The sequence below is a fragment of the Pseudonocardia sp. ICBG601 genome (assembly GCF_020496245.1).
The window spans coordinates 3359876-3380073 of sequence record NZ_JAHLJA010000148.1 but is presented as its reverse complement, the minus strand read 5'-3'; the positions used below and the strand labels follow the sequence as shown (position 1 = coordinate 3380073).

Sequence of the window (20198 nt, the reverse complement as noted above, 5' to 3'; positions counted from 1 at the left end):
TCGCTCGATCCGGTGATCAGCCTGGTCGAGCGGGCCCGGCGAAGGTATAGGGCGAATGACCTAGATGTCGGTGCGGTGCTCGCGGAGGACCGCCGCGGCGCTGGTGCGGTTGGTGACGTCGAGCTTGGCGAAGACCGAGGCGAGGTGGGCGCCGACCGTCTTCGGGGTGATGAACAGCCGGGCCGCGATCTGCTTGTTGGTGGCGCCGTCGGCGAGGACCTCCAGCACCTCCCGCTCCCGGTCGGTGAGCCGGGCCAGCGGGCCGTCCACGGCGACCGGGGCATGACCGTCCGTCGCGACCGCGGCGAGCTCGGGCACCTCGATCCGGGCCCGGTGGGCGACCTCGGCGATCTCGGTGAGCAGCGGACCGGCCCGCAGGCCCGCGGCGAGCTCGGCGGCGCGGCGCAGGTCCGCGGTGCCGTCCTCGGTGCGCCGGCCCGCCAGCAGCGCCTCGGCGCTGCGCAGCCGGGCGTAGGAGCCCGGGTAGGGCTGGCCGAGGCCGTCGAGCAGGTCGGCGACGCCCCGCCAGGTGCCCGGGTCGGACCCGGCGGTGATCCGGGCGTCCTCGGCGGAGCACATGGCCTCGTAGCTCGCGATCACCCCGCGCAGCGCGGGGGCGGAGCGGTCCCCGCGGTCGACGAGGTCGCGCCGGTGGCGGCGCAGCCGTCGCAGCCCGCTGGCGTCGGGGGGACGTCCGGCGAGGACGGCCTGGGCGTGCGCGCGGGCACCGTGCCAGAGCAGCGGCGCGACCGCGAAGACGTCGTCGATGCCGGACTCGACGACGTCGAGCCCCTTCCCGACGTGGGCGAACGCCAGCTCCGGGTTGCCCCGCCACATCTCCAGCCCGGCCCGCAGGATCAGCAGCGGCAGCCGCTGCTTGGGCAGGCCCGTCGACCCGGCGACGAGCTCGGCCGCGGTGAGGTCGACGTCGGACCCGTCGAGGTCGCCGCGGCCCATCCGCAGCCGGGCGCGGGCCAGGCGCAGCTCCAGCATCTGCGCCCCGGACGGGGCGGCCGACCACGCCGTCGCCACCTCCCGCTCGGCCTCGTCCCAGGCACCGGCGCGGAACATCCCGTTCGCCGCCACCACCCGCAGCGACACCGACGCGGTCCGGCCCAGCCCCAGCCCGGCCATCCGCTCGGCGCCCGCCCGGGCCGCGGCGACGCCGTCGTCGAGGGCGTTGAGCGGGCCGGTCAGCAGCTCCGCGCGCCGGGCCAGGCACTCCCCCAGCGTCTCCGGGTCGCCGTCGGCCTCGGCGACGGCGACGGCCTCGGTCAGCGCGTCGAGCCCGGCGGCGCCGTCGCGGGAGTGCGCGGCACCGAACCCGAGCGTCGCCAGCACCGACGCCAGTGCCCGCGGCTCCCCCACCCGGCGCGCCGCGACCAGCGCGTCCTCGGCGACGGCGCGGGCACCGGCGTAGTCGGCCCGGTCGAGCAGCGCGGCCGCGTACCCGGCGAGGACCTCGGCGCGGGCGGCGACGGCGGTGTCGGCCGGGTCGTCGCCGGCGGGCAGGGTGGCGACGGCGCGCCGGTAGGCCTCCTCGGCCTCGGCCAGCTGGCCCGCCGCGCCGAGGTAGCGCCCGAGCCGGGAACGCAGCACCGCCTGCTCCGTGCCGGGGGGCGCGTCGGGCTCGCCGAGCCGTTCGGCGAGCAGCGCCACGGCCGAGCCGTGGTCGCCCGCCAGGGCCGCCGCGGACGCGGCCTGCTCCAGGTAGCGGCTGCGGTCGCGGACGGCGTCGGGGACCGGCAGCGTCGCCGCGCGCAGCCAGTGCCGGTGCGCCTCGGCGTAGCCGCGCAGCCGTTCGGCCTCCTGCGCGGCGTCGAGGGTCGCCTCCAGCGCCTCGTCCGGGCGCCCGGCGAGCTGCCAGTGGTGCGCGAGGCGGGCCGCCGACCCGGGGACACGGTGGCCGCCGTGCAGCGCGGTGGCGTAGCGGCCGTGCAGCTCGACCCGCTCGGCGGGGAGCAGGTCCGCGGAGACGACCTCGGTCATCAGGCCGTGCCGCAGCGTGTAGCCGTCGGCACCGGCGACGACGACGAACCCGGCGTCGGCCGCCTCCCGCACGGCCGCGGCCAGCTCCGGCCCGTCGACGTCGACGACGGCGGCCAGCAGCGTGTGCTCGACCTCCCCGACCCCGGCCGCCACGGCCCGCACGACCTCCACCGCCCCCGTCGACAGCCCGGCGGCGCCCGCGCGCACCAGCTCGCGGACGGTCTGCGGCACGCCGCGCGGGTCCCCGTCGAGCACGGCACGGACGGTCTCGCGGGCCAGGAACACGTTCCCGCCGGAGTGCCGCCACACCAGGTCCTCGACGTCGTGGCGCTCCGGTGCCCACTGCGCGACCAGCTCGGCCAGCTCGTGCCGGGGCAGCGGCTCCACCCGGGCGAAGCGCACGCCGCGGTGGCGGCGCAGCTCCCCGGTGAGCCCGAGCAGGTCGATCGGGACGCCACCGGCCGGGTCGTCGCGGTAGGTGCCGACCAGCAGCACCGGCGACGACGACAGCGCCGCCAGCAGGTAGGCGAACAGGTCGCGGGTGGAGCGGTCGGCGCGGTGCAGGTCGTCGACGACGAGCACCACCGGTGCCCGGCGGGCCGCCCGCTCGACGACGGCGGCCAGCTCGCCCAGCATCTCGACCCGCCCGGCCGGCCCGTCGGCGCGGTCCAGCCGGGACAGCGCGGCCGCGCACTCCCGGCCCAGCGCGCCGCGGGTGCGGGACTGCTCGCGCAGCGCGGACACGACCGGCCAGAACGGCGGGGCGTCGGCGATGTCCAACGCGCGGCCGGACAGCACGACCGCGCCGCCGCTCGTCGCGGTGCGGCCGAACTCCGACACCAGCCGGGTCTTGCCGACCCCCGCGTCGCCGCCGAGGAGCACGGCCGAGGCCCCGCCGGCGACGGCGTCACGCAGCGCGCCGGCGAGCAGGTCCAGCTCCGCGACTCGGCCGTGGAACACCTCGGCCGGGGTCTCCCTCACGCCCGGCCACGATAGTGACGGTGTCGTCACCGTTCCAGGGGTCCCGCGGCGACGGTGCGCCGGGCGAGCAGGATCGACAGCCAGGCGTGGATGCGGGCGTCGGGTTCGCAGCCCCGGCCGTCCCACGGGTGCAGCAGGTCGGCGTACCAGGAGGCCTCGGTGCGGGCGTCGTCGACGAGCTCGTCGCCGCCGCACAGGGCCAGCGCCATCTCGCAGGCGGCGCGCACACGCCACACCCAGAGCCGCTCGAACACCGTCACCTCGACACCGTCACGCCCGGGCACTCGTCGGGGCGGCGCCGGTGGTTACAGGCGCGGCGTCACGATCCGGCGACCTCGATCACGACCTTGCCGACGGCCCCGCCGGAGCGCAGGTGCGCGACGGCGCCGGGGGCGTCGTCCAGCGACACGACCCGGTCGACGGTGGCACACACCCGGCCGTCGCCGACCAGGCCGAGGACCGGCGTCAGCGCGGCGGCGACGGCGGCCCGCTCGTCGGCGGTGCGGACGCTGAAGGTGGTGCCGATCAGGCGGAGCCTGCGGAAGGACAGGGTGTTCAGGTCCAGTGTCGCCGTCGGCCCGGCGAGCCGGCCGATCTGCACGACGGTCCCGCCGATCCGCACGGCGGGCAGGGCGGCGGCCAGGTGGTCGCCGCCGACGAGGTCCAGCACGACGTCGACGGGCCTGTCGAGGTCGCCCAGCGCGTCGACCCCGACGAGCGGGACCGCCCCGGCGTCGATGAGCGCGGCGCGCTTGGCGGGCGAGGTCGTCGTCGCGAGGACCGGCGAGGCGCCCAGCGCGGCGGCGAGCCGGATCGCGACCTGGCCGACCCCGGTGCTGCCCCCGAGCACGAGGACGGCGCCGCCGTCGGCGCCGAACCCGGCCTGGGTGACCAGCGCGTCGTGCGCGGTCTCCAGCGCGACCGGCAGCGCGGCGGCGTCGGTCCAGGTCAGCCCGGACGGGACGGGCAGTGCGCGGCGGGCGTCGACGACGGCGTACTCGGCGAACGCGGCGGGCGCGGACGCGAACACCCGGTCCCCCGGCCCGCGGCCCGGGGCGCCGGTGACGCCCGGACCGGCGGCGACGACCTCACCGGCGAGCTCCATGCCCGCGGTGAAGGAACCGTCGTCGTCGGCGTGCGGGACGGGATAGCCGCCACCCAGCGCGAGCAGGTCGGCCCGGTTCACCCCGGCCGCCCGGACCCGCACGAGCAGCTCCCCCGGGCCCGGGACCGGGGTGTCGATCTCGTCGACCTCCCAGGTCCGGGCACCGGGACGGCCGCGCAGGGCCCGCATCACTTCTTCCGGGAGCGCTTCTCGCGGACCCGGACCGAGACGCGGATCGGCGTGCCGCCGAACCCGAACTCCTCGCGCAGCCGGCGCTCGACGAAGCGCCGGTAGCCCGCCTCGAGGAAGCCGCTGGTGAACAGCACGAACGTCGGCGGGCGGGTCTGCGCCTGCGTCGCGAACATGATCTTCGGCTGCTTGCCGCCGCGGACCGGCGGCGGGGTCGCGGCGACGAGGTCGTTGAGCCACTGGTTGAGCCGCCCGGTCGGCACCCGGGTGTCCCAGGACTCCAGCGCGCGGTTCAGCGCGGGCGCGATCCGCTGGGTCGACCGCCCGGTCAGCGCGGAGACGTTGACCCGCTCCGCCCAGCGCACGCTGATCAGGTCGCGCTCCAGCTCACGGGTGAGCTGGTGGCGGCGCTCCTCGTCGACCTTGTCCCACTTGTTGAACAGGATGACCAGGGCGCGCCCGGACTCCACCACCATCGTCAGGACCCGCTGGTCCTGCTCGGCGATCGGCTCGGAGGCGTCGATCAGCACCAGTGCGACCTCGGCGGACTCGATCGCGGAGCTGGTCCGCAGCGAGGCGTAGTACTCCATGCCCGAGGCCATCTTGACCCGCTTGCGCAGGCCGGCGGTGTCGACGAAGCGGAACACCTGGCCGTCGAGCTCGACCAGGGAGTCGACCGGGTCGACGGTGGTGCCCGCGACGTCGTGGACGACCGACCGCTCCTCGCCCGCCAGCTTGTTCAGCAGGCTGGACTTGCCGACGTTCGGCTTGCCGACGAGCGCGACGCGGCGCGGGCCGCCCCCGGAGGCACCGAAGTCGTCGCGCGGGGTCTCGGGGAGGATCTCCAGGATCGCGTCGAGCAGGTCACCGGAGCCGCGGCCGTGCAGGCCGGACACCGGGTGCGGCTCGCCGAGCCCGAGCCGCCACAGGTCGGCGGTGTCGGAGGTGAGCCGGTCGTCGTCGACCTTGGTGGCGCACAGCATCACCGGCACGTCGGCGCGGCGCAGGACCCGCGCGACGGCCTGGTCGGTCGCGGTGGCGCCGACCGAGGCGTCGACGACGAGCAGCACCGCGTCGGCGATGCGCATCGCGGTCTCGGCCTGGCGGGCGACGAAGCCCTGCAGGCCGGCGGCGTCGGGCTCCCAGCCACCGGTGTCCATCAGCTTGAACCGGCGGCCGTTCCACAGCGCGTCGTAGACGACGCGGTCGCGGGTCACCCCCGGCACGTCCTGCACGACCGCCTCGCGGCGGCCCAGCATCCGGTTGACCAGGGTGGACTTGCCGACGTTCGGGCGGCCGACGACGGCCAGGGTCGGGGTCGCCAGGATCTCGTCGGGGTCGATCCCGGCGGTGACGACACCGTCCTCGTCGACGGCGACGAACTCGGTCGGGTCCAGCCCGAGCCGGTCCATCTCGGCCCGGTCGGCCGCGTCACCGATCTCGACGCCGCTGTTGTACTCGCTCACTGCTCTCTCACGTCCCCGGCCGCGTCGGGCCGTGTCACTTGCCTGTGTTCGTTGTCCAGTTCGCGGACCAGTGTCCGCAGGGCCTCCGTGACCTCGGTGGTCGCGGCGGCCAGGCCGTCCCGTCCCGGCGCCGTCGGCGCCGGCAGCGGGTCGCCGACCAGCACGTCCACCCGGGGGCGGAGGCGGCGGGCCGCACCCGCCGGGCGGTGCGTGCCGCGCACCGCCACCGGGAGCAGCGGCGCCGATGCCGAGCGGGCCAGCCAGGCCGCGCCCTGCCGGGCCGCGGTGATCTCGCCGGTGCCGCGGGTGCCCTCCGGGAAGACGGCGACCATGCCGCCGTCGCGCAGGACCTCCAGCAGGGTCGTCAGCGGCCGCCGGTCGACGACGTCACGCCGCACCGGCACCTGCCCCAACCACCGCAGCAGCGTCCCCACGATCCCGGAGAACATCTCCGCCTTCACCAGGAACACCACACGGCGCCCGAACATGCCGAACAGCAGAGGTCCGTCGACGAACGCGCTGTGGTTCGCGACGAGCACCACCGGACCGGTCGCCGGGATCCGCTCCCGGTGCCGGATCCGCACCCGGAAGAACGGGACCCACAGCCAGGTGCCGATCCAGCGGCCGAGGTCGTGCAGCCACCCGAGAGCGTGCTCCGGCAGCGCACGCGCCCGGCTCACCCGTCCAGCCCCCGCGCGGCGACGAGCTCGCGCAGCTTCGCCAGCACCGCGTCCGCCGACAGGTGGTCGGTGTCGAGCACCAGCGCGTCCGCCGCCGCGTAGAGCGGGGAGACCCGGCGCGACGAGTCGAGCCGGTCCCGGCGTTCGACGTCGGCGAGGGTGACGTGCAGGTCGGCCTTGCGGCCCGCCTTCTCGTCCTGCCGCCCGCGCCGCGCCGCGCGGACCTCCGGCGACGCCGTCAGGTAGACCTTGAGCGGCGCGTCCGGCACCACCACGGTACCGATGTCGCGCCCCTCGACGACCATCCCGCCGCCGCTCTCGACGGCCGCGCGGATCAGGGCGTGCTGGCGGGCGACCATCTCGGCCCGGACCTGCGGCACCGCGGAGACGGCCGAGACGAACCCGGTCACCTCGGGGCCGCGGATCGGGCCGGAGACGTCCTCGCCGTCCAGGGTGATCGTCGGGGCGGCCGGGTCGGTGCCCGACTCCAGACGGGCCCCGACGGCGGCGCGGGCGATCTCGTCCTCCGCCGCCCCCTCGCCCAGGCCGGCGCGCAGCGCGGCCAGCGTCGCGGCGCGGTACATGGCACCGGTGTCCAGATAGGCCGCCGAGCAGGCCTGCGCCAGCCGTCGGGAGACGGTCGACTTGCCCGTCCCGGACGGACCGTCCATCGCGACGACGCCCCGCAAGGCCACCTTGTTCCCCCACCGTGTTCGAGTTGCTGCGTCCGGCATTGTCGCCGGTCGGCCCCCGCCACGACGGGGCGGGGTGTCCTACTGGGGCAGATCGGTGCGCAGCGCCCGCGCCCCGTGCAGGTAGACGTGCCGCATCGCCGAGCGCGGCTTCGGGGTGTCGACGTGGGCGAGCAGCCGCAGCACCCGCGGCAGCGCGCCGGGCACCGACATCTCGGTGGCGCACATCAGCGGCACGTCGGTCAGCCCGAGCAGCCGTGCCGCGTACGCCGGGAACTCGGCGGTGAGGTCCGGGGTGGCGGTGAACCAGATCGAGATGATGTCGTCGGACACCAGCTCGTTGCGCTCCAGCACCGCGGTGACCAGCTCGGCGGAGCGGTCGAGGATCTGCTGGCGGTCGTCGGCGTCGACCTGGGTCGCGCCCCGCAGGGCCCGTACGGCCATCAGAGACCCACCGCCTTGTAGAGGGAGCCCACCTCGACGCGGTCGAGGGGACGCAGCTTGCCGGGACGCTGGTTGCCCAGGGCCACGGTCCCGACGTGGGTCCGGACCAGGCGCTGCACCGGGTGGCCGACCTCGGCGAGCATCCGGCGCACGATGTGCTTGCGGCCCTCGTGCAGGACCAGTTCCACCGTGGCCCGGCCGGGGAGGGCGTCGACGAGCTTGAACGAGTCGACGCGGGCGAGGCCGTCCTCCAGCTCGATGCCGTCGCGCAGCCGTCGCCCGAGGTCGCGGGCGATCTTGCCCTCGATCTCGGCGAGGTAGGTCTTGGGCACCTCGTAGGACGGGTGCATCAGCCGGTGGCCGAGCTCGCCGTCGTTGGTGAGCAGCAGCAGCCCCTCGGTCTCGGCGTCGAGCCGGCCGACGTGGAACAGCCGCTGCGCGGTGTTCATGATCTCGACGCGGTCGGCGAGCAGGTCCCCGACGCAGGGCCTGCCCAGGTCGTCGGACATCGTGGAGTGCAGCCCGAACGGCTTGTTCAGCGCCAGGTAGACCTGGTCGTCGCGCAGGGTGACCCGGGCGCCGTCGACGTGGACGACCGCGGTGTCCGGGTCGATCCGGCGGCCCTGCTCGCGGACGGTCTCGCCGTCGACCTGCACGCGTCCCTGCGCGATGAGGTCCTCGGCCGCGCGCCGGGAGGCGACGCCCGCGCGGGCCAGCACCTTCTGGAGCCGGACGCCGTCGGGGTCGTGTGTGTTGCTCATGGTGCCTAGCTTTCCAGGTCGTCGATCGCGTCGATGTCGGGCAGCAGCGGTGCCAGCGGGGGCAGCTCGGCCACGGAGGAGATCCCGAGCCGTTCGAGGAACAGCTCGGTCGTCCGGAACAGTGTCCCCCCTGTGTGTTCCTCGGTGCCGGCCTCCTCCACCAGTCCCCGGGTGAGCAGGGTGCGGAGCACGCCGTCGCAGTTGACGCCGCGGACCGCGGAGACCCGTGCACGGGTGACCGGCTGGCGGTAGGCGACGACGGCGAGGGTCTCCAGCGCGGCCCGGGTCAGCCGGGCGCGCTGGCCGTCCATCAGCATCTTCTCGACGTAGGGGGCGTAGCGGTCGCGGGTGTAGAACCGCCAGCCCTCCCCCGCGCGGCGCAGGTCGATGCCGCGCCGGTCGGCGGTGTAGGCCAGCGACATCCGGTGCAGCGTCTGCCGGATCCGCGACGGCGTCTGGTGCAGCGCCGTGGCCAGGGACGGCTCGTCGACGGGGGCGTCGACGACGAGCAGCAGCGCCTCCAGGGCGTGCTCGAGCTCGGTGTCGTCGGCGAGCTCGTGGAACTCGGGCTCCTCGGGTTCCGGCTCGTCCTGGGTTCCGGGTTCCTCTGTTCCAGGTTCCTCCGCTGGGGGGTCCTCGGCTCGGGGGTCCTCGGCTCGGGGGTCCTCGACTCCGCGGGCCTTCAGGCCGGCCGGGCCCTCCGGCTCGGCTGCGTTCTCCGCCTCGGCCACGTTCTCCGGCCCGACCGCGGCGCCGGTCGTTCCGGTCCTCCCGGCTGCCGCCGTGTCACCGGTCCCCGGCCCCGGAGGCTCGGTCGCCGGGTCGAGGTGGCCGGAGCCGCGCCCGCCGGGGCGCTCGGACCGGTCGTCCTGGGCGGCGAGCGTTGCGAATGCGTCGTCGCGAGCACCGTTTCGCAGCGCTCGATGGTCCGCCGACGTGTCGGCGGTCGCGGCATCGCCGACGGCGGGGTCTCCGATCCCATCGAGATGCACGTTTCCGCCCTCGGCAGGGCCGGAACGTGCGTCTCGATGGCCCGGGCGGGGCGCCACCGGTGTGGCGGTGGCGGGCTCGGGCTGCTCCGAGGTGTGCGGCTCGGTCGCCCCGGTGGCCGCCGACTCCGTGCGGGCCGGGTCGGCCGCCCCAGGCTCGGCGTCGGCTGCGGGACCGGCGTCGGCGGCGGGCTCGGCACCCGCAGAGGGCTCGGCGCCGGTATCGGTGTGATGCGCCCCGGCTCGATCAACAGCGACGCCGTCGGCAGCCGCGCGATCGGCAACGACGCCATCGGCAACGACGCCATCCGCCGCGGCGCCATCGCTGTCGGCCGACGGGTCCATGTCGTCGGCGGGCTCCGCGGTCCGGGCGAGCTCGGCGTCGGCGGTGGTCGCGTCCTCGTCGGCCGCCGCGGGCGGGCCCTGCGGCTCCGGGGCGGCTCGGTCCTCCGCGCCCGGCGCGACCTGCGGCGACGCGGTGGCGTGCGGGCTGCGCGGCACCGTGCGGCCGATCAGGCGCAGCAGCTCGGACGGGTCCTCCGGGTCGTCGGAGCCCGGCCGGTCGTCCGGCTCAGTCACCGGTGGTTCCGGTCCTCTCGTCGTCGGGGTCGGGATGGAGCACGTACAGACCGTCAAGGTCCGCGTCCGGGCCGACCGGATCCAGGTCCGGGTCGTCCGGGCGGTCGAGGTCGGAGTCCGGACCGCCGAGGTCGTCGAGGTCCGCGTCCGGGTCGTCCAGGTCCGTATCCGGATCGTCCAGGTCGGTATCCGGGTCGTCCAGGTCCGCGTCCCGAGCCTCCTGGGCCGCTCCGGAATCGGAGTCGGGATCGGAGTCGGCGGCGGGATCGGAGTCGGCGGCGGGGTCAGGGGCGGAGCCGGGGCCGGACGCGACCGACTCGTCGACGCGGTTCCTCTTCCGGCGGCGCCGGTTGCGCGCCCGGACCGCCTCCTCGGCGGCGGCGGCCTCGTCCTCCAGCGCGGCGGCGTAGGCGACCGGGTCGTCCTCGCGGTCCGCGGTCCAGGTGACCGTCAGGTCGGCGAACGCCTCCGGCTGCTCCAGTGCCACCGAGCGCTCCCGGTACAGCTCCAGCAGCGCCATGAACCGGGCGATGACCTCCAGCGTCGCGACGCAGTCGGCGGTCAGGTCGGCGAAGGTGGCCGTCCCGGCGAGCGCGAGGCGCTCCCGCAGGATCGCCGCGTGCTCGGGCACCGACACGTGCACCGCGTGCAGGTGGTCGACGCCGACCTCGTCGGGCGGGCGGGGCCGGAACACCGCGGCGGCGAGCTCGGCGAAGGCCTGCGCGTCGACGCCGAGCAGCACCTCGGGCAGCAGGTCGGCGTAGCGGTCCTCGATCGCGACCGAGCGCGGGAAGCGGCGCATCGCACCGTTCTCCAGCTCGACGAACAGCGCCGCGGCCTCCTTGTAGGCGCGGTACTGCAGCAGCCGGGCGAACAGCAGGTCACGGGCCTCGAGCAGGGCGAGGTCGTCCTCGTCGTCGACCTCGGCGCCGGGCACGAGCCGCGCGGCCTTCAGGTCCAGCAGGGTCGCCGCGACGACCAGGAACTCGGTGATCTCGTCGAGGTCGGCATCGTCGCCGAGGTCGGTGAGATGGGCGATGAAGTCGTCGGTGACCTTGTGCAGGGCCATCTCGGTGAGGTCGAGCTCGTGCTTGCCGATCAGCTGCAGCAGCAGGTCGAACGGGCCCTCGAAGTTGTACAGCCGGACGGTGAAGCGCCGGGTCCGCGGCGCGGCGACGTCGTTGTCGTCGAGACCGTCGCCCAGACCTTCGGGTGCACCGTCGGCGAGCAGCGTCACCGGGCGATGACCTCGCGGGCGAGCATCCGGTAGGCCTCCGCGGCGTACGACGTGGGCGCCCACGTCGTGATCGGCTCCCCGGCGACCGTGGTCTCCGGGAACTTGATCGTCCGGTTGATGACGGCGTCGAACACCTTGTCCCCGAACGCCTCCACCACGCGGTCGTGGACCTCACGGGTGTGCAGCGTGCGGGTGTCGAACATCGTCGGGAGCACGCCGAGCAGGCGCAGGTCCGGGTTGAGCCGCTCGGTGACCTTGTCGATGGTGTCCATCAGCAGCGCCACGCCGCGCAGCGAGAAGAACTCGCAGGCCAGCGGGATGAGGACCTCGTCGGCGCAGGCGAGCGCGTTGATCGTCAGCAGGCCCAGCGACGGCTGGCAGTCGATGAGGACGATGTCGTAGTCGGGCAGGAACCGCTTAAGGGCGCGGCCGAGTGCCTGCTCCCGGCCGACCTCGGTGACGAGCTGGACCTCGGCCGCCGACAGGTCGATGTTCGACGGCAGCAGGTCGAGGTTCTCGACGCCGGTGTCCTGGAGCACCTCGTCGGCCTCGACGCCGCGTTCCATCAGCAGGTTGTAGACGGTGGACTCCAGCTGGTGGGGCTGCACGCCGAGCCCCACCGACAGCGCGCCCTGCGGGTCGAAGTCGACGAGCAGGACCCTGCGGCCGTACTCGGCGAGCGCGGCCCCGAGGTTGATCGTCGACGTCGTCTTCCCGACGCCGCCCTTCTGGTTCGCCACCGCGATCACGCGCGCCGGGCCGTGCACCGACAGCGGCGCGGGCTCGGGAGCGCGCGCGCTGGTGGTCTGGGTGCCTCGCCCGTGATCCGGCGCCGGCTCGTCGCTCGGGTCGTCGAGCCTGCCCTGGGCCTCCGGCCGCGTCGGGTTCATGCGGTCTCCGGTCTCGTCGCGGGTACCGTGCCGGGTCTCGGGTCCCGGTCAGGGCCTGAGACCGCACTGCAGGAGATGTCCCCACGTGCGGCGACGTCCCCGTCGGGCCACGTCGCGGTATGGATTTCCAGGTCACCCTACCTGCGGGCGGGCGCCGTCCGGCCGACGGTGCGCCCCGGCGTGTCGCGCCTCAGCCGGCGGGCAGGACCGAGACCCCGCCCGCGCTGCTCTTCGCGGTGATCCGGTGGTCGGCACCGGGCTGGTCGGGGACCCCGACCTCGGTCGATCCGGCGGAGGTCTGGGCGTTCACCTCGTAGGCCGGACCCACCGGGACCCGGATCTCGATGCCGCCGGCGCTGGACTCCGCGGTCACGTCCGCGGCCGCCGCGGCGAAGGTCAGCTCGACCGCGCCGGCGCTGGACTTCGCCCGCACGTCGCCCGGTCCGGCACCGGTGACGCTGACCTCGCCCGCCGACGACGTCAGGTCCAGTGCCCCGGTCAGTCCCTGGACCTCGATGCCGCCCGCACGCAGGTCGACCAGCGCCGACGACGCGGCGGGCGCGGTCACCACGAGACCGGCCTGGCAGCGGTCGCTGCCCTGGTCCGGGCAGCGGACGGTGACCCGCAGGACGCCGCCGTCGACCTTCTGCTCGACCTGCGGGCGGGCGTCGCCGGTCCACCGCAGGTCCTGTTCGACCGACGCCTTCTCCCCCGCGACGAGGCGCAGCGCCCCGGCGTCGGAGTCGACCTCGACCCGGGTGACCGCCCCGTCGACGGGCTCGTTCACCGCCTGCTGCTGCTCCTGCCCGGCGGCGACACCACCGCATCCGGCCAGGAGGAGTCCCGCCACGACCGCCGTCACCCACGCTCCGTACCGCATGGGCCCCGGAACGTAGTCGTTCGTCGTCCCACGCCGAGCGCCGCCCCCGTGATCACCGCCGGGCGCGGGGGTGCGCGGTGGCGTAGACCTCGCGCAGCGTGTCGACGGTGACGTGGGTGTAGATCTGCGTGGTCGCGACGCTCGCGTGCCCGAGCAGCTCCTGCACCACCCGGACGTCGGCGCCGCCGGAGAGCAGGTGGGTGGCGAAGCAGTGCCGCAGGGTGTGCGGGGAGACCGCGGCGACGACGTCGCCGGGCAGCCCGGACGCCTCGGCGGCGGCGCGCAGGACATGCCAGGCGCTCTGCCGGGACAGCCGGTTGCCGCGGGCGTTGAGCAGCAGCGCCGGGCTGCCCGTGCCGCGTCCGGCGAGGTCGGGCCGGGCCCGGACCCGGTAGGCGTCGACGGCCGCCAGCGCGGGGCGCCCGACCGGCACGATCCGCTGCTTGTTCCCCTTGCCGTGCAGCAGGATCGTCCGCGCGTCCGGGTCCAGGTCGTCGAGGTCGGCGCCGACGACCTCGGAGATCCGGGCGCCGGTGGAGTACAGCAGCTCCAGCAGGGCCCGGTCGCGCAGCCCGACCGGGCCGTCGGACACGCAGCCGGCGAGGAGCTGGTCGACCTGGTCGACCGTCAGCGCGGACGGCAGCCGCGAGCCCAGCGCGGGCGGCGCCACCCCGGCCGCGACGTCGGTCGGGGTCAGCCCCTCGTGCAGCGCGAACCGGTGCAGCCCGCGCACCGCGGCCAGCGCCCGCGCCGCCGAGGACGCGGCCAGCGGGCGCTCCCCCGTGCGCAGCGCCGTGACGAACGCGGCGACGTCGGCCTCGGTCACCTGGGTCAGCTCCGCGCGTCCCAGGTGGTCGAGGTGGTCGAGGTAGCGCCCGAGGTCGAGCCGGTAGGAGCGCAGGGTGTTCTGCGCCCGCCCCCGCTCGACGGCCAGGTGGTCGAGGTAGTCCTCGGCCACCCGGCGCACGGTCGGCACCGGTCAGTCCCGCAGGGCCGGGACGACCTCGCGCTCGAACAGCTCGATGCCCGACCGGTCGTAGGCGGCCTCGGGGAAGTAGAAGATGCCGTAGCTCATGCCGACGGCCTGCAGCGCGGACAGCTTCTCCACGATCTGCTCCGGGGTCCCGACGCCGGGCATCCCGCGGAACGCACCCAGTGCGCGCTGAGCCTTCTCCGCGCCGACGATCGGCTCCAGCCGGGCGACGAGCGAGGCGAGCCGCTCCTCCACCTCGGCCTCGGTGTGCCCGATCGCGACGTTGTAGTTGGCCGAGCGGACGATGGCGTCGTAGTCGGTGCCGACGTCGCGGCAGTGGTCGGCGAGCAGCGCCGACTTGTGTCGGAAGCCGTCGAAGGTGCCGTCGAAGTTGGTGTACTGCGCGTACTTCGCGGCGATCTTCAGGGTGACCTTCTCGCCGCCGCCCGCGATCCACAGCGGGATGCCGACGTCCTGGAGCGGGCGGGGCGCGACGATGGCGTCGTCGACGGTGTAGTGCTTCCCGTGCAGGGTGGCCCGGCCCTCGCGCCAGGCCTGGGCGAAGATCTGCACGCCCTCGTCGAGCATGCCGAGCCGCTCGCCGGGCCGGGGGAAGCCGTAGCCGTAGGCGCGCCACTCGTGCTCGTACCAGCCGCCGCCGATGCCCATCTCGACGCGGCCCTTGGAGATGACGTCGGTGGTCGCGGCGACCTTCGCCAGGTAGGCGGGGTTGCGGTAGGCCATGCAGGTGCACATCTGGCCGAGCCGCACCCGCTCGGTCGTCGCGGCGAAGGCGGCCATCAGGCTCCACGCCTCGTGGCAGGCCTCGTCGGTGGGCGCGGGGACGGTGTGGAAGTGGTCGTAGACCCAGACCGACTCCCAGTGCTCGCCGCGGTCGGCGTGCTCGGCGAGGCCGCGCATCACGTCCCACTGGGCGGCGGGGTCGATGCCGACGAGGTCGAGACGCCAGCCCTGGGGCACGAAGAGTCCGAAACGCATGCGCAGAGCCTAGGACGGCCGTCGCGGGGCGGCCCGTAAGGGCGGTCTGCACAGTGGCCGGCCCCGGGCCGGGCACATCGCCCCGTGACCGGGCTCTGACCTGCACCTACCGTTCTCGCAACCAGCCGAGAGGAGACCGAGATGAGCGGTGGGGTCGGTACGGACGACTACGCCCTGACCAGGGTTCCGGAGCACGCCCGGTACTCGTGGTGGAGCGTGGCGGTACAGCGGTTCGGGCAGGTGTCGGCCCTGAGCCAGTTCCTGCTCGGCTCGACGCTCGGGTTCGGGATGGGGTTCTGGGACGCCTTCCTCGCCTTCACCCTCGGCGCGGTGATCCTGGAGCTGGTCTCGATCGGCGTCGGGATCATCGGCTGCAAGGAGGGGCTGAACACCTCGCTGCTGGCCCGCTGGACCGGCTTCGGCCACGGCGGCAGCGCGCTGATCGGCGTCGCGATCGGGGTGAGCCTCGTCGGCTGGTTCGGCGTGCAGTCCGGGGTCTCGGCCGAGGGCCTGGTCACGCTGATCGGCGGGCTGCCGGTCTGGGCGTGGTCGCTGGTGTTCGGCCTGGTCGTCACCATGATCGTGCTGTGGGGCTTCGGCTCGATGCAGTGGGTCGCCTACATCACCGTGCCGGCGTTCCTGGTGCTGGTCGGCTGGTCGATCGGCAGCGCCCTGCTCGGCCACGACGTCGGCGCGCTCATGGCGAGCCCGCCGCCGGGGCCGTCGATCTCGCTGGTCGAGGGCACGACGCTGGTCGCGGGCGGCTTCATCGTCGGGGCGATCATCACCCCGGACATGACCCGGTTCAACCGGACCTCCGCCGACGTGGTCAAGCAGACCGTCGTCGGGTTCACCCTCGGCGAGTACGTGATCGGCATGTCCGGTGTGCTGCTGGCGCACGCCATCCGCTCCGACGACATCATCACCATCGTCACGTCGTCGGTCGGCTGGGTCGGGACACTGATCATCATCCTCGGCACACTCAAGATCAACGACTGGAACCTCTACTCGTCCGGGCTGGGCGTGGTGAACTTCGCGGGCACCGTGCTCGGGCGCACCGTGAGCCGCCCGATGGTCACCCTCGCGCTCGGCGTGGTCGGCTCGCTGCTGGCCGCGGGCGGCATCCTGGACCTGTTCACCGGGTTCCTGTCGGTGCTGGGCGTGGTGTTCCCGCCGATCGCCGGGATCATGGTCGCCGAGTACTTCGTGGTGAAGCGCTGGCGCGGTGACCTGGAGGCGGCGCGGGCCACCGGTGCGCTGCCCGCCACCTCGCCGACCTGGGTCCCGGCGACGCTGGTCATCTGGGCCGCGGCGGCCCTGCTCGGCGGTCTCGTCGACGCCGGTCTGCCCAGCGTGAACTCGATCGTGGCGGCCTTCGTGCTCTACGTCGTCGCCGGGCGGCTCGGGCTGCTCCGCGGGATCGGCGTCAGCCGCACCGAGCAGCCGGACCGGCCCGCGGCCCCCGCCGTCACGTCCTGACCCGCACTCCGCGCCGCCCGCCCGTCACGTCACGGGCGGGCGGCGCGGCACCACCGAAGGAGCACTCCATGCGCATCGGCATCGACGTCGGCGGCACCAACACCGACGCCGTCCTGCTCGACGACGCCCCGTCCGGCGGTGTCCGGGTGCTGGCCGCCGTCAAGTCCGCGACCACCGACGACGTCACCTCCGGCATCGTCGGCGCGCTCACCGGGCTGCAGGCCGACCACCCGTTCTCCCCCGCCGACGTCGACGCCGTGATGATCGGGACGACGCACTTCGTCAACGCCCTGGTCGAGGCCCGCCGGCTCGCCCCCACCGCCGCGCTGCGCCTGGGCCTGCCCGCCACCGCGGCGCTGCCGCCGATGGTCGACTGGCCGCAGCGGCTGGTCGACGCGATCGCCGGGCGCGGCTACATCGCCCACGGCGGCCACGAGTTCGACGGCCGCCGCATCTCCCCGCTCGACCCGGACGAGCTGCGCCGCCACGCCGCGGACATGGCCGCGCACGGCGTCCGCTCGGTCGCGATCTCCTCGGTGTTCTCCCCGGTGACCAGCGAGTGCGAGCTGGCCGCCGCGGAGATCATCGCCGAGGAGCTGGGCCCGGACGTGCCGATCTCGCTGTCCCACGAGATCGGGCGGGTCGGGCTGCTGGAGCGGGAGAACGCGACGATCGTCAACGCCGCGCTGCGCGAGCTCGCCGCGCACATCGTCGACGCGCTCGCCGGGGCGGTGCAGGGCCAGGGCATCACCGCGCCGCTGTACCTGTCGCAGAACGACGGCACCCTGATGGACGTCGGCTACACCCGTCGCTACCCGGTGGCGACGTTCGCCTCCGGTCCGACGAACTCGATGCGCGGCGCCGCCGTGCTGTCCGGGCTGGGCACCTGCGCGGTCGTCGACGTCGGCGGCACCACCTCCGACGTGGGCGTGCTGACCGCGGGCTTCCCGCGCGAGGCCGCCGTCGAGGTCAGCGTGGCCGGGGTGCGCACCAACTTCCGGATGCCCGACGTGCTCAGCGTCGGCATCGGCGGCGGCTCCCTGGTCCGCACCGGCTCCCCCGAGCGGTCCGGCGGGCCCACCGTCGGGCCGGACTCGGTCGGCTACCGGCTCACCGAGCGGGCGCTGGTGTTCGGCGGCGACACCCTGACCGCGACCGACATCGCCGTCGCGGCGGGCCGGGCCGACATCGGCGACGGCTCCCTGGTCGCCGGGCTGTCCCGGGAACTCGTGACCGCGGCGCTGGACCGGATCGCCTCCGACGTCGCCGACGTCGTGGACCGGATGCGGATCTCCGCCGACCCGCTGCCGGTGGTCGCCGTCGGCGGTGGGTCGGTGCTGCTGCCCGAGGCGTTCCCCGGGCTGGGCGCGGTGCACCGCCCGGAGAACTTCGCCGTCGCCAACGCCATCGGCGCGGCGATCGCGCAGGTCGGCGGCGAGGTCGACCGGGTGTACGCGATCGAGCCCGGCCGCCGCGACGCCGTCGTCGACGCCGCCAAGCAGGAGGCCGTGGACCGTGCGGTCGCCTCCGGCGCGGACCCTGACTCGGTCGCGCTCGTCGACTTCGACGAGGTCCCCATCCCCTACCTGCCCGGCAACGCGACCCGCATCCGCGCCAAGGCGGTCGGCGACCTGCGCCTGGAGCGGACGGTGACCCGGTGACGGCGATGCTGACCGCCGACGACCTGCCCGCACTGGCCCGCGGCGCGGCGCTGCTGGGGACCGGTGGTGGCGGCGACCCCTACCTGGGACGGCTGCTGGCCGAGCGGGCGCTGCGCGAGCACGGTCCCGTGCCGCTCGTCGACCCCGCCGACCTGCCCGACGACGCCGCCGTGTTCGTCGTCGCACAGATGGGGGCGCCGACGGTGAGCGTGGAGAAGCTGCCCGCCTACGACGAGATCGGCCGCGCGGTCACCGCGCTCGCCGCGCACCTGGGGGTCACGCCCACCCACCTGGCGTGCGTCGAGGCCGGTGGCATCAACTCCACGATCCCGGTGGCCGGTGCGGCGATGCTCGGGCTGCCGCTGGTCGACGGCGACGGCATGGGCCGCGCGTTCCCCGAGCTGCAGATGGTGCTGCCCGGCATCGCCGGCGTCCCCGCCACCCCGATGTCGATCACCGACGAGCAGGGCAACACCGGCATCCTGCACTGCCCGACCGCGAAGTGGGCCGAGGACCTCGCCCGCTGCATGACCATCACCATGGGCTGCACCGCGATCATCTCGAACTACCCGATGACCGGCGCCCGGGCGCGGGAGACGATGATCCGCGGCACCCTCGGGCTCTGCGTGCGGATCGGGCGCGCCATCGCCGGTGCCCGGGCCGGGTTCACCGACCCGGTCGCGGCGGCCGCCGCCGAGGTCGGCGGGCGCGTCGTGCACACCGGGAAGGTCGTCGACGTCGAGCGGCGCACCACCACCGGGTTCGCCCGTGGGACGGCGACGCTGTCCGGCGGCTGCGTCCTGCGGTTCCAGAACGAACACCTGATCGCCGAGGTCGACGGCACGACCGTCGTCACCACCCCGGACCTGATCATGGTGCTCGACACCGCGACCGGGGAGCCGGTGACCACCGAGGCGCTGCGCTTCGGGCACCGGGTCAGCGTGCTCGCCGCCCCCGCGGACCCGCGCTGGCACACCCCGGAGGCGATCGCCGTCGTCGGACCGCGGTACTTCGGCTACGACACCGACCCCGTGCGGGTCCACGACACCGTGACGGACGGAGCGCCGGTATGAGCTGGACCCTGACCCCGGACGACCTGCCCGACCTCGCCCGCGGCGCCGCGCTGCTCGGCACCGGCGGCGGCGGGGACCCCTACATCGGGCGGCTCATGGTGGAGCAGGCGATGCGCGATCACGGACCGGTCACCGTGCTCGACCCGGCCGACCCCGCCGACCTGCCCGACGACCTGTTCGTCATCGCGACGGCGATGATGGGCGCGCCCACGGTGATGATCGAGAAGATCCCCCGCGGCGACGAGCCGGTGCTCGCCCTGCGCCGCCTCGAGCAGCACCTCGGGCGCACCGCCGACGCGACCATCCCGATGGAGTGCGGCGGCATCAACTCGATGATCCCGCTGCTCGTCGCGGCCCGGACCGGGCTTCCGGTGATCGACGGCGACGGGATGGGCCGGGCGTTCCCGGAGCTGCAGATGGAGACCTTCGGGGTGTACGGCGTGTCCGGGTCCCCGATGGTCGTCGCCGGGGACCACGGCGAGTCGGTGCTCATCGACACCGGCACCGACAACCACCGCATGGAGCACTTGGCGCGCGGCGCCGCCATCCGGATGGGCGGCTCGGCGCTGATCGCGGAGTACCCGATGTCCGGCGCGGACGTGCGCCGCACCGCGATCCCGCACACCCTCACCCTGGCGCTGCGGCTGGGCCGGGCGATCCGGGAGGCCCGCGAGCAGCTGGGCGACCCGGTCGCGGCGATCGCCGACACCCTCGCCCCGACCCTGTACCGGCACCTGCGGGTGCTGTTCGCCGGCAAGGTCTCCGACGTCGAGCGGCGCACCGTCGACGGGTTCGCCCGCGGCACCGCGCGGTTCACCGCGTTCGACGGCGGCTCCGAGCTCCGCACCGTCTTCCAGAACGAGACCCTGGTCGCGACCGTCGACGACACCACCGTCGCGGTCGTCCCGGACCTCATCTGCGTGCTGGAGGCCGAGTCCGGGGAGCCGATCACCACCGAGGCGCTGCGCTACGGCCAGCGCGTCGTCGTGGTCGGGATCTCGACGCCGAACATGATGCGCACGCCGGAGGCCCTCGCGGTGTTCGGGCCGGCCTGCTTCGGGCTGGACGTGCCGTTCGTGCCGCTGGAGACCGCCGTCCCGCGGGGAGCGGGCGTCGCGGGCCGGGTCTGAC

Annotated in this window: 17 protein-coding genes and 1 pseudogene; 4 read left to right on the top strand and 14 right to left on the bottom strand. The window is 74.9% G+C overall.

Features of this window, described 5'->3' with window-relative positions; genetic code table 11:
* Nucleotides 1-60: 60 nt before the first annotated feature.
* The 14 genes and pseudogenes from KPL57_RS45445 to KPL57_RS45380 all read right to left on the bottom strand — a co-directional run bounded on the left by KPL57_RS45445 (nt 61) and on the right by KPL57_RS45380 (nt 14854).
* Nucleotides 61-2970 carry a LuxR family transcriptional regulator gene (locus tag KPL57_RS45445; protein ID WP_226356535.1) on the bottom strand — a complete coding sequence of 970 codons (2910 nt, stop codon included), beginning with the start codon at nt 2968-2970 and terminating at the stop codon, nt 61-63.
* Nucleotides 2971-2996: 26 nt separating this feature from the next.
* The gene (locus tag KPL57_RS45440; RefSeq protein WP_226356534.1) at nt 2997-3230 is read right to left on the bottom strand and encodes a hypothetical protein; all 234 of its coding nucleotides are present in this window, start codon (nt 3228-3230) and stop codon (nt 2997-2999) included.
* A gap of 59 nt (nt 3231-3289) precedes the next feature.
* Nucleotides 3290-4264 (bottom strand): zinc-binding dehydrogenase, encoded by a 975-nt coding sequence (locus KPL57_RS45435; protein WP_226356533.1) that lies wholly within the window; start codon nt 4262-4264, stop codon nt 3290-3292.
* Nucleotides 4264-5676, bottom strand: coding sequence for a ribosome biogenesis GTPase Der (gene der / locus KPL57_RS45430; protein WP_226356727.1), 1413 nt, complete (start codon nt 5674-5676; stop codon nt 4264-4266). Before der ends, KPL57_RS45435 begins: the two co-directional genes overlap by 1 nt.
* A gap of 50 nt (nt 5677-5726) precedes the next feature.
* Nucleotides 5727-6410, bottom strand: a complete 684-nt coding sequence (locus KPL57_RS45425; RefSeq protein ID WP_226356532.1) for a 1-acyl-sn-glycerol-3-phosphate acyltransferase — start codon at nt 6408-6410, stop codon at nt 5727-5729.
* Nucleotides 6407-7081 (bottom strand): (d)CMP kinase, encoded by a 675-nt coding sequence (gene cmk, locus KPL57_RS45420; RefSeq protein ID WP_226366053.1) that lies wholly within the window; start codon nt 7079-7081, stop codon nt 6407-6409. Before cmk ends, KPL57_RS45425 begins: the two co-directional genes overlap by 4 nt.
* Before the next feature lie 102 nt (nt 7082-7183).
* Entirely contained in the window at nt 7184-7546 is a 363-nt protein-coding gene (gene aroH / locus KPL57_RS45415) for a chorismate mutase (protein WP_020622138.1), read from the bottom strand.
* Nucleotides 7546-8307 (bottom strand): pseudouridine synthase, encoded by a 762-nt coding sequence (locus tag KPL57_RS45410; RefSeq protein WP_226356530.1) that lies wholly within the window; start codon nt 8305-8307, stop codon nt 7546-7548. Before KPL57_RS45410 ends, aroH begins: the two co-directional genes overlap by 1 nt.
* Nucleotides 8308-8312: 5 nt before the next feature.
* A complete protein-coding gene (gene scpB / locus KPL57_RS72940; RefSeq protein ID WP_374203850.1) occupies nt 8313-9875 on the bottom strand; it encodes an SMC-Scp complex subunit ScpB in 1563 nt (520 codons plus the stop codon).
* A 367-nt stretch (nt 9876-10242) separates the two neighbouring features.
* A pseudogene (locus KPL57_RS45400) lies at nt 10243-11106 on the bottom strand (ScpA family protein); the annotation flags it as partial.
* Nucleotides 11107-11108: 2 nt separating this feature from the next.
* Nucleotides 11109-12002, bottom strand: coding sequence for a ParA family protein (locus tag KPL57_RS45395; RefSeq protein ID WP_226356529.1), 894 nt, complete (start codon nt 12000-12002; stop codon nt 11109-11111).
* A gap of 190 nt (nt 12003-12192) precedes the next feature.
* The gene (locus tag KPL57_RS45390; protein ID WP_226356528.1) at nt 12193-12864 is read right to left on the bottom strand and encodes a DUF4097 family beta strand repeat-containing protein; all 672 of its coding nucleotides are present in this window, start codon (nt 12862-12864) and stop codon (nt 12193-12195) included.
* A gap of 70 nt (nt 12865-12934) precedes the next feature.
* Nucleotides 12935-13858: a site-specific tyrosine recombinase XerD gene (locus KPL57_RS45385; RefSeq protein ID WP_226356527.1), complete on the bottom strand. Its 924-nt coding sequence runs from the start codon at nt 13856-13858 to the stop codon at nt 12935-12937.
* Between the two features lie 3 nt (nt 13859-13861).
* Nucleotides 13862-14854, bottom strand: a complete 993-nt coding sequence (locus KPL57_RS45380) for an LLM class F420-dependent oxidoreductase (protein WP_226356526.1) — start codon at nt 14852-14854, stop codon at nt 13862-13864.
* Between the two features lie 141 nt (nt 14855-14995).
* Here KPL57_RS45380 and KPL57_RS45375 point away from each other — a divergent pair, with 141 nt between their 5' ends.
* The 4 genes from KPL57_RS45375 (at nt 14996) to KPL57_RS45360 (ending at nt 20197) form a co-directional block, all read left to right on the top strand.
* Complete coding sequence (locus tag KPL57_RS45375) at nt 14996-16333, top strand: cytosine permease (protein WP_226356525.1); 1338 nt, start codon at nt 14996-14998, stop codon at nt 16331-16333.
* Between the two features lie 68 nt (nt 16334-16401).
* A complete protein-coding gene (locus KPL57_RS45370) occupies nt 16402-17994 on the top strand; it encodes a hydantoinase/oxoprolinase family protein (protein ID WP_226356524.1) in 1593 nt (530 codons plus the stop codon).
* A gap of 5 nt (nt 17995-17999) precedes the next feature.
* A complete protein-coding gene (locus KPL57_RS45365) occupies nt 18000-19067 on the top strand; it encodes a DUF917 domain-containing protein (RefSeq protein WP_226356725.1) in 1068 nt (355 codons plus the stop codon).
* Nucleotides 19064-20197, top strand: a complete 1134-nt coding sequence (locus tag KPL57_RS45360; RefSeq protein WP_226356523.1) for a DUF917 domain-containing protein — start codon at nt 19064-19066, stop codon at nt 20195-20197. Before KPL57_RS45365 ends, KPL57_RS45360 begins: the two co-directional genes overlap by 4 nt.
* Nucleotide 20198 lies beyond the last annotated feature (1 nt).